Source organism: Pseudomonas sp. PS02303 (assembly GCF_029959925.1).
GTDB lineage: Bacteria > Pseudomonadota > Gammaproteobacteria > Pseudomonadales > Pseudomonadaceae > Aquipseudomonas > Aquipseudomonas mandelii.
The window spans coordinates 1-13,603 of the sequence record NZ_JASCOM010000161.1; the positions used below are offsets into that span (position 1 = coordinate 1).

The following is a 13,603-nucleotide window of genomic DNA, read 5'->3' on the forward strand; positions in this document are numbered from 1 at the left end:
GGCTCACTCCTACAATTGGAATGCATTCTCCCTTGTACGAGTGAGCCTGCTCGCGATGGCGGTGTAACTGTTACCGACGATGCTAAGGCAGCTCGATCCGCTCGCTTTCCCCCGGCACCGTCGGCCAATCCCCAGCCGCCCAGCGTCGTCGCGCTTCATCGATCGCCGCCGGATCGCTCGCCACAAAATTCCAGTTGATTCGCCGCGGCCCGTCCAGCGGTGCCCCGCCAAACAGCACGGCATGACAGTCGCTCTCGGCGAACAACGTCATTTCCTCTCCGGCAGGCAGCACCACCAGCGCATGCGGCTCCAGCAGCTCGCCGTCAAGCTGTGCGTCGCCGCTGAGCACGTACAGTGCCCGCTCTTCATGCTCGGTCGGGATCAGCAAGGTGGTCGCCGTTTGCAGGTTCAATTCCGCATACAGCGTAGGAGAAAGCACCGGCACCGGCGATTCCAGGCAAAAGCCTGAACCGGCAATCATGCGGATCTTCACGCCAAGGTTATCGCTGACCGGCAACGTCGCCGCCGGATGATGGCTGTAGTGGCCGGGCCCCTGTTCCTGCGTCTTGGGTGAGGCGAGCCAAACCTGCAAACCGTGCATCGTGAAGCCGCTTTGCTTCAAGGTTTCAGGCGTGCGTTCAACGTGAGCAATTGCACTGCCCGCCGTCATCCAGCTGACATCGCCGGCATCGACCACCTGATCGGAGCCGAGGCTGTCCTTGTGCTGGATTTTTCCTTCGAACAAATACGTGAGGGTGGACAGGCCAATGTGCGGGTGCTGACGGATGTTCATGCCTGTTCCCGCCGCATAACGGGTTTCGAGCATGTGGTCGAAAAAGACGAAAGGCCCGACGCTGCGGCATTTGGCTGACGGCAGCGGGCGCAGAATCGGTTGGCCCTCGACATCTTCGGCGCGAGGGCGGATCACGAGTGGCGTGTTCATGGTGCATTCCAGGCTGAGCGGGTGACGCGTGGAGCATAACCCGCTTGCGCAGCCCTTGCCGCTATTGGCTGAAGGCACCTTCGGAGAGATGGGTTTCGATGCTCACCTCGGTGCTGGTCATCAGCTTGTGTACCGGGCAGCGGTCGGCCACGCGGTGCAACTCGTCGCGCTGGGCGTCGGTGAGCACGCCCTTGAGGGTCAGTTTGACGTGCAGGGCATATTTGCCTTTTTGCTCTTCGCTGTTGTCACGTTTGACTTCAACCGTGACGCCGGTCAGCGGAATGTCTTTCTTCTTTGCGTACAGCTTCAGTGTCAGGGCCTTGCAGGCACCCAGGGCCGCGTCGAAGTAGTCGTGTGGCTCAGGGGCCGAGCCTTCGCCGCCAGACGTGGTCGGCACATCGGCAAAAAGCTCGTGGTCATCGATCTGGACGCTGTGGCGAAAACCTTCGGCGGAAACGGTATTGACGGTAACGGTCATTGGGAGCCTCCCAGGCTAAAAAGTCATTCGATCAAAACAGACCTCGAAGTTATAGAGCATTCCTGACGATGCGCGTTCCACTTTCTTACCGGCTGAACCGTCTTGAGTGTGCAAAGGTCTACGTCTTTCCTGCCCCCGGAGAATGCCCGTGCCCCTGTTCCGTTTGAGCCTTGCCTGTTTGCTGGTGCTATCCAGTGCTTACGTCAATGCACGCGAATACGCCTACAGCGATGCGCACCTGCATTACGTGGACTTTTTTCAGGAAACCGCCGGCATGCCGACATTGCTCAAGGCCATGGACGACAATGCCATTGATCATGTGATGATTTCCGGGATCCCGGTGGCGAAGAAATGGCACGAAGACGAACCGAAGCGCCCGCGCTATTACGCCGGTGATGACGCCGATGCCTATTGGTACAGCGCGACGGATGTGATCGTCGCGGCAGCGGTAAACAAATTGCGCCCCGAGCAGCGTCAGCGCTTCCACCCGTTCCTGTCCGGTTTCAACCCCAACGACAAAAACTCCGCAGCGCACATCCAGCGAATGCTCGATCTCAATCCGGGGCTGTGGCAGGGGATCGGCGAAGTGTTTACCCGGCACGATGACCTGACCGCGCTGACCGCTGGCGACACGCCACGGGCCAACAACGAAGCGATGACGCGGATCTATCACCTCGCGGCGGAGAACGACTTGCCGGTGATGCTGCACTCCAACATCACCTCCAAGCGTGAGAAAAATCCGCTGTACCTGTCGGAAGTCGAGGAGCCGTTGCGTAATCATCCGCATACACGATTCATTTGGGCGCACGCAGGCACCAGCGCCGAGGTCCATCGGCATCAAACCCGACTGGATTTTCTGTTGCCGACCCTGAGCCGAATGCTCGAGGCCTACCCCAATCTGTACATCGACCTGTCCTGGAGCATGCTGACGCCTTACCTGCTGGATGAGCAGGGCAAGCCTTCTGAAGCCTGGCTGGGACTGGTGGAGCGCTTCCCGGATCGCTTCATGCTCGGCTCTGATGTGGTGGGACGTTTCAACAAGCTGGGTAAGGAAATGCGCAGCTTCGACCCGTTTCTCGACGCCTTGCCTGAGCAGGTGGCGAGAAAAGTCGCGCGGGACAATTTTCTGTCGATTCTGCCGCGCAACCGTTAAGGCTGCGACGCTACCGGTTGGCTGCGCACGGTTGCGGATAGCGCATTCCCTGCCTATGTTCCTTGCGAGGCATTACTGGTGACTGGCGCACGAAGACCCGATGCCGGTTGCTGTCCATCCAGTGCGGATTCTCGCAGCGAGGTAACGACATGCCAAACGACTCCCGCCCTGCCGTGCTTGAACTGATTGGCAATACGCCGCTGGTGCGCGTCAGCCGTTTCGATACCGGCCCGTGTACGCTGTTTCTCAAACTCGAATCACAGAACCCCGGCGGTTCGATCAAGGACCGCATCGGTCTGGCGATGATCGATGCCGCCGAACGCGATGGCCGTCTGCAACCCGGCGGCACCATCGTCGAAGCCACCGCCGGCAACACCGGCCTCGGCCTGGCCCTGGTCGGCCGTGCCAAAGGCTATCGAGTGGTGCTGGTGGTGCCGGACAAAATGTCCACCGAGAAGGTGTTGCACCTCAAGGCCATGGGCGCCGAGGTGCACATCACCCGTTCCGACGTCGGCAAGGGTCATCCCGATTACTATCAGGATGTGGCGGCGCGGCTGGCGCAGGAGATTCCCGATGCGTTCTTCGCCGACCAGTTCAACAATCCGGCCAATCCGCTGGCCCACGAATGCAGCACCGCGCCGGAGATCTGGGCACAGACCCAGCATGATCTGGATGCCATTGTCGTCGGCGTCGGTTCGGCCGGCACCCTGACCGGGCTGACGCGCTTCTTTCAACGTGTGCAACCGAACCTGGAAATGGTGCTGGCCGATCCGGTCGGTTCGGTGATGGCCGAGTACAGCCGCAGCGGCACCCTCGGCAAGGCCGGTTCATGGGCGGTGGAAGGCATCGGCGAAGACTTCATTCCATCGATTGCCGACCTTTCCAGCGTGCGCCACGCCTATTCGATCAGCGACGAGGAAAGCTTCGATCACGCCCGTCAACTGCTGCGCGCCGAAGGCATTCTCGGCGGTTCCTCGACTGGCACTTTGCTGGCGGCGGCGCTGCGTTATTGCCGCGAGCAGACCGAGCCGAAACGGGTGGTCAGCTTCGTCTGCGACACCGGCACCCGTTACCTGTCGAAGGTCTACAACGACCAGTGGATGAACGATCAGGGTTTGCTGCAATACAAGCGCTACGGCGATCTGCGCGACCTGATCGCGCGGCGTTTCGAGGATGGCCGCGTCATCAGCGTCGGCCCCGACGACACGCTGCTCACCGCCTTCCAGCGCATGCGCCTGGCGGATGTATCGCAATTGCCGGTGCTGGCGGACGGCAAGCGGCTGGTCGGCGTGATCGACGAATCCGATATTCTGCTGGGCGTGCACGAAGACGCTTCGCATTTGCGCATGCCCGTAGCCAGCGCCATGACTGACAAGTTACAAACCCTGCCGGCAAACGCCAGTCTGGCCGAACTGCAGGCGGAGCTCGATCGTGGTCTGGTGGCGATCATCGCCGACGCCTCGGGCTTCCATGGCCTGATTACGCGAGTCGACCTGCTCAATCACTTACGGAGATCGCTTACATGAGTCAGCACGATGAATCCGGCGCGCCCCGTGCCTTTGGCACCCGTGTGATCCATGCCGGACAGACGCCGGATCCTTCCACCGGGGCGCTGATGCCGCCGATCTACGCCAACTCCACTTACTTGCAGCAAAGCCCCGGCGTGCATAAGGGCCTCGACTATGGCCGCTCGCACAATCCGACGCGCTTTGCGCTGGAGCGTTGCGTGGCGGACCTCGAGGGCGGCACCCGGGCCTTCGCCTTTGCCTCCGGGCTGGCGGCGATTTCCACGGTGCTCGAACTGCTTGATGCCAACGCGCACATCGTCTCCGGCAACGACCTGTACGGCGGAACGTTTCGCCTGTTCGACAAAGTCCGTCAGCGCAGCGCCGGGCATCGCTTCAGCTACGTCGACCTGACCGACCTGTCCGCCTTCAAAGCGGCGTTGCAGGACGACACGCGGATGGTCTGTGTCGAGACGCCGAGCAATCCTTTGCTGCGCCTTTCTGATCTCGCCGCCATTGCGCGTATCTGCCGCGAGCGCGGCATCCTCTGTGTCGCCGACAACACCTTCGCCAGCCCGTGGATCCAGCGCCCGCTGGAGTTGGGTTTCGATATCGTGGTGCACTCGACGACCAAGTACCTGAACGGCCACTCCGACGTGATCGGCGGCATTGCGGTGGTCGGGCAGAACGCCGAACTGGCCGAGCGCCTGGGCTTTTTGCAGAACGCGGTAGGTGCCATCGCCGGGCCGTTTGACGCGTTCCTCACCCTGCGCGGCGTGAAGACCCTGGCGTTGCGCATGGAGCGTCATTGCAGTAACGCGCTGGAGCTGGCGCAATGGCTGGAGCGTCAGCCGCAAGTGGCACGCGTTTACTATCCGGGCTTGCCGTCGCACCCGCAGCACGAATTGGCGCGGCAGCAGATGCGTGGATTTGGCGGGATGATTTCCCTCGACCTGAACAGCGACCTGGCTGGCGCCAGACGCTTCCTTGAAAATGTGCAGATATTTGCCCTGGCCGAGAGCCTGGGCGGGGTGGAAAGCCTGATCGAGCATCCGGCAATCATGACGCATGCCACCATCCCCGCAGACACTCGTGCACAACTCGGGATCGGCGATGCGTTGGTGCGTTTGTCCGTGGGGGTCGAGGATGTCGAGGATCTGCGCGCTGACCTGGCTCAGGCGCTGGCGCGGATTTGACGTTCAGCAGGCATAAAAAAATCCGGAATCCCTGAGGGATTCCGGATTTTTGTTCAGGCCCGGATCAGCTGCCTTTGACAGCCTTGCCGTTGACCGTACCGTCAAGGAGCATGATGTTGTACTCCTTGCCATCGGTTTCGACCTGTTGCAGGCGAACCAGCAGGTAATCCCAATCCTTGGCGAACCACAGGACGGTGATGCGCTTGCTTTGCGTCGGGTCGCGCACGCGCTCGACCTTGATCGCATCGATCTGGCCGGCCTTGGTGTCGACTTTCTCCGAACCCAGCACGCGGAAGTCATACGTATCGACTTCGCCATCATCGACGACCTGATAGCTCATGCTTTTTTTGCCGGCGGCCACATCGTGTTGCAGGGCCAGCTGATAGGTGGATTTGTCGACCATGCCACGGTTCAGCGGGATCTTGACCGCATCACCGCGATCGGTGCCAGTGACCATTTTGTTGGTCCAGTCGAAGTCCAGGTCGGCTTTCTTGGCTTTACCCAGACCACCGCGTTCGAAGTGGTAGGACTGGGGCAGCAACGTGTCCTTGTCCAGGGTCAGGGTGCTTTCTTCTGTCAGGCTGGCGATCATCATCGAGGCCTTGAAGCTGAGCTTCCAGACACCGTTGGCACCCTGGGTCAGGCTGCGTTCAGCCGTGCCACTCATGGGCAGCTGCTTCCAGTCGGCGGTGTAGCTGGCGGAGAAAGGTTGAAGGTCTGCAGCCTGCGCGAAAGGCAGGGCAAACAGAGCGCAAGCGAAGAGCAGGGCGCGACGCATAAAATCTCCTAGTTTCGAATCAAGTGGCCGCTGGCCGCGAGTAACTTTCCATCCAGTAAAGCACCTTGCTCACCGAGCGATAAACGGCCTTCGGCAAACCAGCGTACAGCCATCGGGTAGATCAGGTGTTCCTGAACATGGACTCGCTGGGCCAGACTCTGCGGCGAATCGTGCAACTCTACCGGTATTACTGCCTGTACGACCAGTGGTCCGCCATCGAGTTCCTCGGTGACGAAGTGCACGGAGCAGCCATGTTCCGTGTCGCCGGCTTCCAGCGCGCGCTGATGAGTGTGTAACCCTTTGTATTTGGGTAGCAGCGAGGGATGGATGTTGAGCAGGCGACCCGCGTAGTGGCGCACGAAGTCAGCGCTGAGAATGCGCATGAAGCCGGCCAGTACCACGAGTTTGGGGTTGAAGGCGTCGATCAGTTCGATCAGCGCGGCATCGAAGGCTTCGCGGCCTTCGAAAGCCTTGTGATCCAGGGAGCGGGTGTCGATACCCGCGTCCCTGGCGCGTTGCAGGCCGTAAGCGTCGGCGCGGTTGGAAATCACCGCGGCGATGCGGACCGGACTGTCGCCGGTCCGCGTGCTGTCGATCAGGGCCTGCAAGTTACTGCCGGTGCCGGACAACAGCACCACCACATCACAGGTCTGGGACATCAATGAGCCTTGAGGTTCTTCAGTTCAACCTGGGCTGCGCCTTCGGCAGCGGTGGCGATCTGACCGATAACCCATGGCTGCTCGCCGGCTTCACGCAGGACGTTCAGGGCAGTTTCAACGTGCTCTTGAGCCACGCAGATGACCATGCCCACGCCGCAGTTCAGCACGCGGTGCATTTCGTTTTCGTCGACGTTGCCTTTCTCTTGCAGCCAGTCGAACACGGCAGGGCGGGTCCAGCTTGCGACGTCAACCACGGCTTGGGCGCCTTTTGGCAGTACGCGCGGGATGTTGTCCAGCAGGCCGCCACCGGTGATGTGGGCCATGGCTTTGACCGCGCCGGTGTCCTTGATCAGCTTGAGCAACGGTTTCACGTAGATGCGGGTCGGGGCCATCAGCAGGTCGGTCAGCGGTTTGCCGTCGAGCTGGATGTTTTCGATATCGGCACCGGAGACTTCGATGATCTTGCGGATCAGCGAGTAGCCGTTGGAGTGCGGGCCGGAAGACGGCAGGGCGAGCAGGGCATCGCCGGCAGCGACTTTCGAACCGTCGATGATTTCGGATTTTTCCACGACGCCGACGCAGAAGCCGGCCAGGTCGTAGTCTTCACCTTCGTACATGCCAGGCATTTCAGCGGTTTCGCCGCCGACCAGGGAGCAGCCGGACAGTTCACAGCCAGCGCCGATGCCGGTCACGACCTGGGTCGCGGTTTCGACGTTCAGCTTGCCGGTGGCGTAGTAGTCGAGGAAGAACAGCGGCTCGGCGCCGCAGACCACCAGGTCGTTCACGCACATGGCCACCAGGTCGATGCCGATGCTGTCGTGCTTGTTCAGGTTCAACGCCAGGCGCAGCTTGGTGCCCACGCCGTCGGTGCCGGAAACCAGTACGGGCTGCTTGTAGCCGGCCGGGATTTCGCAGAGGGCGCCGAAACCGCCCAGGCCGCCCATGACTTCCGGGCGCGCAGTGCGCTTGGCGACGCTCTTGATGCGTTCGACCAATGCTTCACCGGCGTCGATGTCTACACCGGCGTCCTTGTAGCTCAGGGAGGGTTGCTTGCTCATGATCCAGGCCTTTAGGGGGGATTCAGGGGTAACGACCGAGTCCAGTGGGACCGCTGAAATAAACGAAGGCGAGCGCCTTGCACGAATTTCAGGGTGCCCGGCTGTTGCCGGTCTGCGAAGGCGCGCGATTTTATCAGGCTTGAAGGGCAGCGGCCATCCTCACGCCGACGGCAGGGGCATATCGGCTGAAAAAAACCTTTATTGCCCGTGTTGGTCGCCGCCTCGATGGCTGTATAAGGTATCGCGATTAACCGTCTATCGTTATGACAGTGCGAAAAACTTAGTCAGATCGTGGTGAATGTTTTGCGCAGGGATGTGGTCACAGCCTTGCTCGATCATCTTCATGCGGTCTGTTCCAGCCGCTCTCGTCGTCAGGAATCTCCCATGCGTTTTTTTTCCAGATTTTTATTTGCAGGCTGTTTTTCACTGGTCAGCCTGGCGAGTCATGCCGAAACCGTCAAAGGCCTGTATCAAGTGCGCGAGCCTGTCAGCAGTCAATCGTCAGAGGAGCGCGACCAGGCGACCCAGCGCGCGCTGGACACCCTGGTGCTGCGCCTGACCGGTGATCCCAAGGCTGCGCAAAGTCCGGGGTTGGCGGCGCTGCGCAAAGATCCGCAACAGATCATCAGTCAATACGGTTTCGACGCCGGTCCGCCGGAAGTGCTGAAAGTCGATTTCGACCCGGCCAGCACCGAACAAGCCTTGCGCCGCGCCGGGTTGTCTTTGTGGGGGACGAATCGGCCGTCGATCCTGAGTTGGTGGTTGAACGACTCCGCCGAGGGATCGAGCCTGGTGGGCGATGGCCAGTCCAGCGCCGCGCCGTTGCGTCGCGCAGCCCAGCATCGTGGTCTGCCGTTGCGGTTGCCGTTGGCGGACCTGAGTGAGCAACTGGTGGCTACGGCACCCAACCTTGAAGGGGCAGATGCAACGCCGTTGCGCGCTGCCTCGGACCGTTACAATGCCGATGCCTTGCTCGCGGTGCATGCCCGGGAAGAGGGCGGCCAGTGGCAGGCCAAATGGAACATGTGGCTGGGCGACAAGAAAGAGGCGGGCAGCGTACAAGGGGCGGATCAGGCTGCTGTGGTCGATGCGGTGATGCTGGCGGTCAGTGAACGCCTGGCACCGCGGTTTGTCGTCAAGCCGGGCGCTTCGGGCGAACAATTGCTGGAAGTGCAGGGCATGAACCTGGAACGCTACGCCGCCCTTGGACGCTTGCTGGAGCCTTTTAGGGCGCGCCTGCAAACGGTTGATGGCGAGCGCATTCTCTATCGGGTCAATGGCAGCGCCGAGCAGTTACGTTCGCAGCTGTCCCTCTCGAAGTTGCAGGAGGTTCCAGCCGGTGAGGCGCCTGCACCGGCAGCGCCTGCGCAGCCAGCCGAGGGTGCGGCGCCGGTCGTAGCACCAACCCCGGCACCGGTGCCACAGCTGAGGTTCCGTTGGTAAGGTTTTCTTTCTTTATATAGATGCATATGGAGTGGTACATGGCGGATACGCGGCGTTGGTTCTGGTTGGGTGGGGTGGTTCTGCTCTGCGTGTTTGTCTGGTTGTTGCATCCGATCCTGACGCCCTTTCTGGTCGCGTTGCTGCTGGCCTATCTGTTCGATCCGCTGGTGGATCGGCTGGAAAAGGCCGGTCTGTCACGCACCTGGGGCGTGGTGGCGGTGTTTGCGCTGATCACCTTGATCTTCACCACATTGCTGCTGGTGCTGGTGCCGATGCTCGCCAAGCAGTTATTTCGCTTGTATGAACTGGCGCCGCAGATGCTCGACTGGCTGCAGCACACTGCACTGCCGTGGGCGCAATCAAAATTCGGACTGTCGGATAACTTCTGGAAGTTCGACAAGCTCAAGGCCGCGATCAGCGAACACATGGGCCAGACCACCGACATCGTCGGGGTCGTGCTGAGTCAGGCGACGGCGTCCGGGCTGGCGTTGATCGGCTGGCTGGCGAATCTGGTGCTGATCCCTGTCGTGAGTTTCTACCTGCTGCGGGACTGGGACCTGATGATGGCCAAGATCCGCAGCCTGCTTCCCCGTGATCGTGAAGAACGCGTGGTGACCCTGGCGGGCGAATGCCATGAAGTGCTGGGGGCATTTGTGCGCGGGCAGTTGCTGGTGATGCTGGCGCTGGGCGTGATCTACGCTGCGGGCTTGATGCTGGTGGGGCTGGAGCTGGGGTTGTTGATCGGTCTGATCGCAGGCCTGGCGGCCATTGTGCCGTACATGGGGTTTGTCATCGGGATCGGCGCGGCGTTGATCGCCGGCCTGTTCCAGTTCGGTGGCGATCTGTATCCCATGATCGGCATCGTTGCGGTGTTCATGGTCGGGCAGGCACTGGAAGGCATGGTGCTGACGCCGTTGCTGGTGGGCGATCGTATCGGTCTGCACCCGGTGGCGGTGATCTTCGCGATTCTGGCGGGGGGCGAACTGTTCGGCTTTACCGGCGTGTTACTGGCGTTGCCGGTGGCGGCGGTGATCATGGTGCTGGTGCGCCATGTGCATGATTTGTATAAGGATTCTGATATCTACAGTGGTGTCGACGAACCGGAGCTGTAAGAGTCGTTGAAGTCCTGTGGCGGGCGGCCTGGTTCCATGCCAGGTTGGCCCGTATCCCTCGCGCGGCTGTCACATGCGCCGCCAAAGAAACTGTCATGAAACCAGGGCGTTAACGCAAACCTTTGATTTTGCTTGTGGTCTGTCGCATTGTGCGACCCGCCTCACGGGTATAAACTTCGCAAACTTTACACAGAGGCCACTAACGGTTCCTTTGGAACTGTTCAGTCAGCATGAAACCGATTCAGCTGCCCCTAGGTGTGCGTCTGCGTGATGACGCTACCTTTATCAATTACTACCCAGGCGCCAATGCCGCTGCACTCGGCTATGTCGAGCGGCTATGCGAAGCCGACGCCGGCTGGACAGAAAGCCTGATTTATCTCTGGGGCAAGGACGGGGTAGGGCGCACGCACTTGTTGCAGGCCGCCTGCCTGCGCTTCGAACAACTGGGGGAGCCGGCAGTGTATCTGCCGCTGGCCGAGCTGCTGGACCGCGGCATCTCGATCCTCGACAACCTCGAACAATACGAACTGGTCTGCCTGGATGATTTGCAGGCCGTGGCCGGCCGGGCGGATTGGGAAGAGGCGTTGTTCCATCTGTTCAATCGTCTGCGCGACAGCGGTCGGCGTCTGTTGATTGCTGCATCAACCTCGCCGCGTGAATTGCCGGTGAAACTGGCTGACCTGAAATCGCGCCTGACCCTGGCACTGATCTTCCAGATGCGTCCGCTCTCTGACGAAGACAAATTGCGCGCCTTGCAACTGCGAGCATCCCGTCGCGGCCTGCACCTGACCGATGAAGTCGGTCATTTTATTTTGACTCGGGGTACCCGCAGCATGAGCGCGCTTTTCGAGCTGCTTGAGCGTCTCGATCAGGCCTCCCTTCAAGCTCAGCGCAAGCTGACGATCCCGTTCCTGAAAGAAACTTTAGGCTGGTAAAACCTAAGCTTGGCGGGGGTTTTGGCATATTTCAGGCGCCAGAAAATCTGCTTTCCTACAGGGTGCAGGCTGCGCGAGTGTCTAAATGGGGCTTAAGCGCTTAGATGTAATCGCGAAACCGGGAAGTCACATAAAGTTCGATTGAATTTGCAAATGAGGATGATAGCGGGCATAGTCTCGGCTTCTTTACAACTATCAGCCACGGTCGTGCCCATGCTAAAGCGCTTCGCACCCCTCGTGCCTCTCGCACTCGTCACCCTGTTGTTCGGTTGCGCTGCCCACTCCCCAGTGACTCAGCAAGAGCAACAACAGCAGGTCAAGAATTCAGTTACTGCGCAGTCTTCTTCCGTTCTTTTCCAGGAAGAGCTAGCCACCGATAAAGAACTGGCAAACTTCGCCGATGGCAAGTCGTACCAGCTTCCGGTTCTGGCTGACAGCATCCTCGAGCGTGGCATGTCCCTGATCGGTACCCGTTACCGTTTCGGCGGCACCTCCGAGGCTGGCTTCGATTGCAGCGGTTTCATCGGTTATCTGTTTCGTGAAGAAGCCGGCATGAACCTGCCGCGCTCCACTCGCGAAATGATCAACGTCGACGCTCCGCTGGTAGCTCGCAGCGCGCTGAAGCCGGGTGATCTGCTGTTCTTCGCCACCAATGGTCGTCGTGGTCGTGTCAGTCACGCCGGGATCTACCTGGGTGACAACCAGTTCATCCACTCCAGCAGCCGCAAAAGCGGTGGTGTCCGGGTCGATAGCCTGGGCGACAGCTACTGGAGCAAGACCTTCATCGAAGCCAAACGCGCCCTCGCGATGGCTCCGACCGTGGTCACTGCACGCAAATAAGGCTTAACCTGTCGCCACGTGGGTGGCGACAACTACCTCTTCGCAACGAAGTAGGCGGACACTTTGTAAGGCGAACTTAAAGTCTTACTTGAAGTTTGGCCCATAGCCGCTAGAATCCAGATCTATTATTGATGGCAAACCGCCTGCGTCCTGCGCAGGCGGTTTTCTTTTCTGCCTTCCCGGCAGAAAAAGCCGCAGCCAGATCAGGATGTTCTGCTTATGACGATGTCGGCCCGCCTCGCAATCATGTTCTTCGCAGCGCTGCTCAGCGCCTGCGCCAGTCGCACACCGCCGCCTGCGCCGGTGGTTCGTGCACCCATTGTTTTCGGTAACCCGCAACCCTTTTCCCCCGAGGCAGAAGACGTGCTGTTCCGCGCGCTGGGACTGGTGGGCACGCCGTATCGTTGGGGGGGCAACACGCCGGATTCGGGCTTCGATTGCAGCGGCCTGATCGGTTACGTCTACCATGACGTCACCGGTATTTCCCTGCCGCGTACCACCCGCGAAATGATCAGCATGCAGGCGGCCAACGTCGGCAAGGAAGGCCTGCAAACCGGTGACTTGATCTTCTTCGCCACCAATGGCGGATCCCAGGTCAGTCATGCCGGTATCTACGTCGGTGAAGGTCGCTTCGTTCATGCGCCGGCCACTGGCGGCACGGTGAAGCTTGACAGCCTGTCCAAGGCTTACTGGCAGAAGGCTTATCTGAGCGCCAAGCGCGTTCTGCAGCCTGAACACCTGGCGCGTAATCCGTAGCGTCCTGTCCGAAGAGGTTGTCATGACCGCTCGCACTCTCAATCTCGACGATGCCCTGTATCAATACCTGCTCGACGTTTCCCTGAGGGAAACGCCGCTGCTCAAGCGCTTGCGCGACGAGACCCAGGCGATGCCAATGGCGCGCTGGCAGGTAGCGCCGGAGCAGGGGCAGTTCCTCGCGTTATTGGTCAAACTCATTGGTGCCAAGCGCTTGCTGGAAGTCGGTACGTTTACCGGTTACAGCGCCCTGTGCATGGCCGCTGCATTGCCGCAGGGCGGTTCGCTGATTTGCTGCGACATTCCCGGCGACTACAACGCTATCGCACGCCATTATTGGCAGGAAGCGGGGCTGGCCGGGCGAATTGACCTGCGGCTGGCCCCTGCACTGGAAACGCTCGCCACGCTGGATCAGCCAGAGGCGTTCGACCTGATCTTCATTGATGCCGACAAGTCCAACTATCCGAACTATCTGGAGCATGCACTGCGTCTGCTGCGCGTCGGCGGGCTGGCGGTGTTCGATAACACGCTGTGGAGTGGACGGGTGCTTGAGGAGAATCCCGAGAGTGCAGACACCCGAGCCATCCAGGCGCTCAATCGCGCCTTGAAGGATGACGTGCGTGTGGATCTGTCGTTGTTGCCGTTGGGTGATGGGCTCACGCTCTGTCGTAAACGCTGACCCTTGTAGGAGCGAGGCTTGCCCGCGAAGGCGTCGGCACATCCAACATTGATGTTGCCTGTCCTACAGCC

At 60.4% G+C, this 13,603-nt stretch carries 14 protein-coding genes; 9 read left to right on the plus strand and 5 right to left on the minus strand.

Annotated features, from left to right (window positions below; all coding sequences use genetic code 11):
- Window positions 1-82: 82 nt before the first annotated feature.
- Window positions 83-943, minus strand: a complete 861-nt coding sequence (locus QMX98_RS25015) for a pirin family protein (RefSeq protein WP_221107012.1) — start codon at window positions 941-943, stop codon at window positions 83-85.
- A gap of 61 nt (window positions 944-1,004) precedes the next feature.
- Complete coding sequence (locus tag QMX98_RS25020; RefSeq protein ID WP_010456822.1) at window positions 1,005-1,421, minus strand: OsmC family protein; 417 nt, start codon at window positions 1,419-1,421, stop codon at window positions 1,005-1,007.
- Window positions 1,422-1,569: 148 nt separating this feature from the next.
- Here QMX98_RS25020 and QMX98_RS25025 point away from each other — a divergent pair, with 148 nt between their 5' ends.
- From QMX98_RS25025 to QMX98_RS25035, 3 genes are all read left to right on the plus strand, one after another.
- Complete coding sequence (locus QMX98_RS25025; protein WP_282411524.1) at window positions 1,570-2,574, plus strand: amidohydrolase family protein; 1,005 nt, start codon at window positions 1,570-1,572, stop codon at window positions 2,572-2,574.
- 149 nt (window positions 2,575-2,723) lie between these two features.
- A complete protein-coding gene (locus QMX98_RS25030; RefSeq protein ID WP_077749778.1) occupies window positions 2,724-4,100 on the plus strand; it encodes a pyridoxal-phosphate dependent enzyme in 1,377 nt (458 codons plus the stop codon).
- Window positions 4,097-5,275 carry a PLP-dependent aspartate aminotransferase family protein gene (locus QMX98_RS25035; RefSeq protein WP_154501376.1) on the plus strand — a complete coding sequence of 393 codons (1,179 nt, stop codon included), beginning with the start codon at window positions 4,097-4,099 and terminating at the stop codon, window positions 5,273-5,275. The genes QMX98_RS25030 and QMX98_RS25035 overlap by 4 nt, the downstream gene beginning before the upstream one ends.
- A gap of 64 nt (window positions 5,276-5,339) precedes the next feature.
- Here QMX98_RS25035 and QMX98_RS25040 read toward each other — a convergent pair whose 3' ends face one another.
- From QMX98_RS25040 to purM, 3 genes are read right to left on the minus strand one after another with little or no spacing between them, the layout of a single operon-like run.
- Window positions 5,340-6,053, minus strand: a complete 714-nt coding sequence (locus tag QMX98_RS25040; RefSeq protein ID WP_077749780.1) for a DUF3108 domain-containing protein — start codon at window positions 6,051-6,053, stop codon at window positions 5,340-5,342.
- An 8-nt stretch (window positions 6,054-6,061) separates the two neighbouring features.
- Window positions 6,062-6,712 carry a phosphoribosylglycinamide formyltransferase gene (gene purN / locus QMX98_RS25045; RefSeq protein ID WP_077749781.1) on the minus strand — a complete coding sequence of 217 codons (651 nt, stop codon included), beginning with the start codon at window positions 6,710-6,712 and terminating at the stop codon, window positions 6,062-6,064.
- Entirely contained in the window at window positions 6,712-7,770 is a 1,059-nt protein-coding gene (gene purM, locus QMX98_RS25050; protein WP_010456810.1) for a phosphoribosylformylglycinamidine cyclo-ligase, read from the minus strand. Before purM ends, purN begins: the two co-directional genes overlap by 1 nt.
- Before the next feature lie 384 nt (window positions 7,771-8,154).
- Here purM and QMX98_RS25055 point away from each other — a divergent pair, with 384 nt between their 5' ends.
- The 6 genes from QMX98_RS25055 to QMX98_RS25080 all read left to right on the plus strand — a co-directional run bounded on the left by QMX98_RS25055 (window position 8,155) and on the right by QMX98_RS25080 (window position 13,532).
- Window positions 8,155-9,213, plus strand: coding sequence for a DUF2066 domain-containing protein (locus tag QMX98_RS25055; RefSeq protein ID WP_282411525.1), 1,059 nt, complete (start codon window positions 8,155-8,157; stop codon window positions 9,211-9,213).
- Window positions 9,214-9,251: 38 nt separating this feature from the next.
- The gene (locus QMX98_RS25060; protein ID WP_010456806.1) at window positions 9,252-10,325 is read left to right on the plus strand and encodes an AI-2E family transporter; all 1,074 of its coding nucleotides are present in this window, start codon (window positions 9,252-9,254) and stop codon (window positions 10,323-10,325) included.
- A 230-nt stretch (window positions 10,326-10,555) separates the two neighbouring features.
- A complete protein-coding gene (hda, locus tag QMX98_RS25065) occupies window positions 10,556-11,260 on the plus strand; it encodes a DnaA regulatory inactivator Hda (RefSeq protein ID WP_010456804.1) in 705 nt (234 codons plus the stop codon).
- A 213-nt stretch (window positions 11,261-11,473) separates the two neighbouring features.
- The gene (locus QMX98_RS25070; RefSeq protein WP_010456802.1) at window positions 11,474-12,100 is read left to right on the plus strand and encodes an NlpC/P60 family protein; all 627 of its coding nucleotides are present in this window, start codon (window positions 11,474-11,476) and stop codon (window positions 12,098-12,100) included.
- A gap of 219 nt (window positions 12,101-12,319) precedes the next feature.
- On the plus strand, window positions 12,320-12,856 hold the full coding sequence (locus QMX98_RS25075) for a C40 family peptidase (RefSeq protein ID WP_010456801.1): 537 nt from the start codon (window positions 12,320-12,322) through the stop codon (window positions 12,854-12,856).
- 22 nt (window positions 12,857-12,878) lie between these two features.
- The gene (locus tag QMX98_RS25080) at window positions 12,879-13,532 is read left to right on the plus strand and encodes a class I SAM-dependent methyltransferase (RefSeq protein ID WP_282411526.1); all 654 of its coding nucleotides are present in this window, start codon (window positions 12,879-12,881) and stop codon (window positions 13,530-13,532) included.
- Window positions 13,533-13,603 lie beyond the last annotated feature (71 nt).

Excerpts from the sequence above, each read along its gene's own strand:
- QMX98_RS25055 (WP_282411525.1), top strand. The coding sequence starts at position 8,155 with ATGCGTTTTTTTTCCAGATTTTTATTTGCAGGCTGTTTTTCACTGGTC.
- QMX98_RS25040 (WP_077749780.1), bottom strand. The coding sequence starts at position 6,053 with ATGCGTCGCGCCCTGCTCTTCGCTTGCGCTCTGTTTGCCCTGCCTTTC.
- QMX98_RS25015 (WP_221107012.1), bottom strand. The coding sequence starts at position 943 with ATGAACACGCCACTCGTGATCCGCCCTCGCGCCGAAGATGTCGAGGGC.
- QMX98_RS25080 (WP_282411526.1), top strand. The coding sequence starts at position 12,879 with ATGACCGCTCGCACTCTCAATCTCGACGATGCCCTGTATCAATACCTG.
- QMX98_RS25030 (WP_077749778.1), top strand. The coding sequence starts at position 2,724 with ATGCCAAACGACTCCCGCCCTGCCGTGCTTGAACTGATTGGCAATACG.
- QMX98_RS25070 (WP_010456802.1), top strand. The coding sequence starts at position 11,474 with ATGCTAAAGCGCTTCGCACCCCTCGTGCCTCTCGCACTCGTCACCCTG.
- QMX98_RS25035 (WP_154501376.1), top strand. The coding sequence starts at position 4,097 with ATGAGTCAGCACGATGAATCCGGCGCGCCCCGTGCCTTTGGCACCCGT.
- hda (WP_010456804.1), top strand. The coding sequence starts at position 10,556 with ATGAAACCGATTCAGCTGCCCCTAGGTGTGCGTCTGCGTGATGACGCT.
- purN (WP_077749781.1), bottom strand. The coding sequence starts at position 6,712 with ATGTCCCAGACCTGTGATGTGGTGGTGCTGTTGTCCGGCACCGGCAGT.
- QMX98_RS25060 (WP_010456806.1), top strand. The coding sequence starts at position 9,252 with ATGGCGGATACGCGGCGTTGGTTCTGGTTGGGTGGGGTGGTTCTGCTC.
- QMX98_RS25020 (WP_010456822.1), bottom strand. The coding sequence starts at position 1,421 with ATGACCGTTACCGTCAATACCGTTTCCGCCGAAGGTTTTCGCCACAGC.
- purM (WP_010456810.1), bottom strand. The coding sequence starts at position 7,770 with ATGAGCAAGCAACCCTCCCTGAGCTACAAGGACGCCGGTGTAGACATC.
- QMX98_RS25075 (WP_010456801.1), top strand. The coding sequence starts at position 12,320 with ATGACGATGTCGGCCCGCCTCGCAATCATGTTCTTCGCAGCGCTGCTC.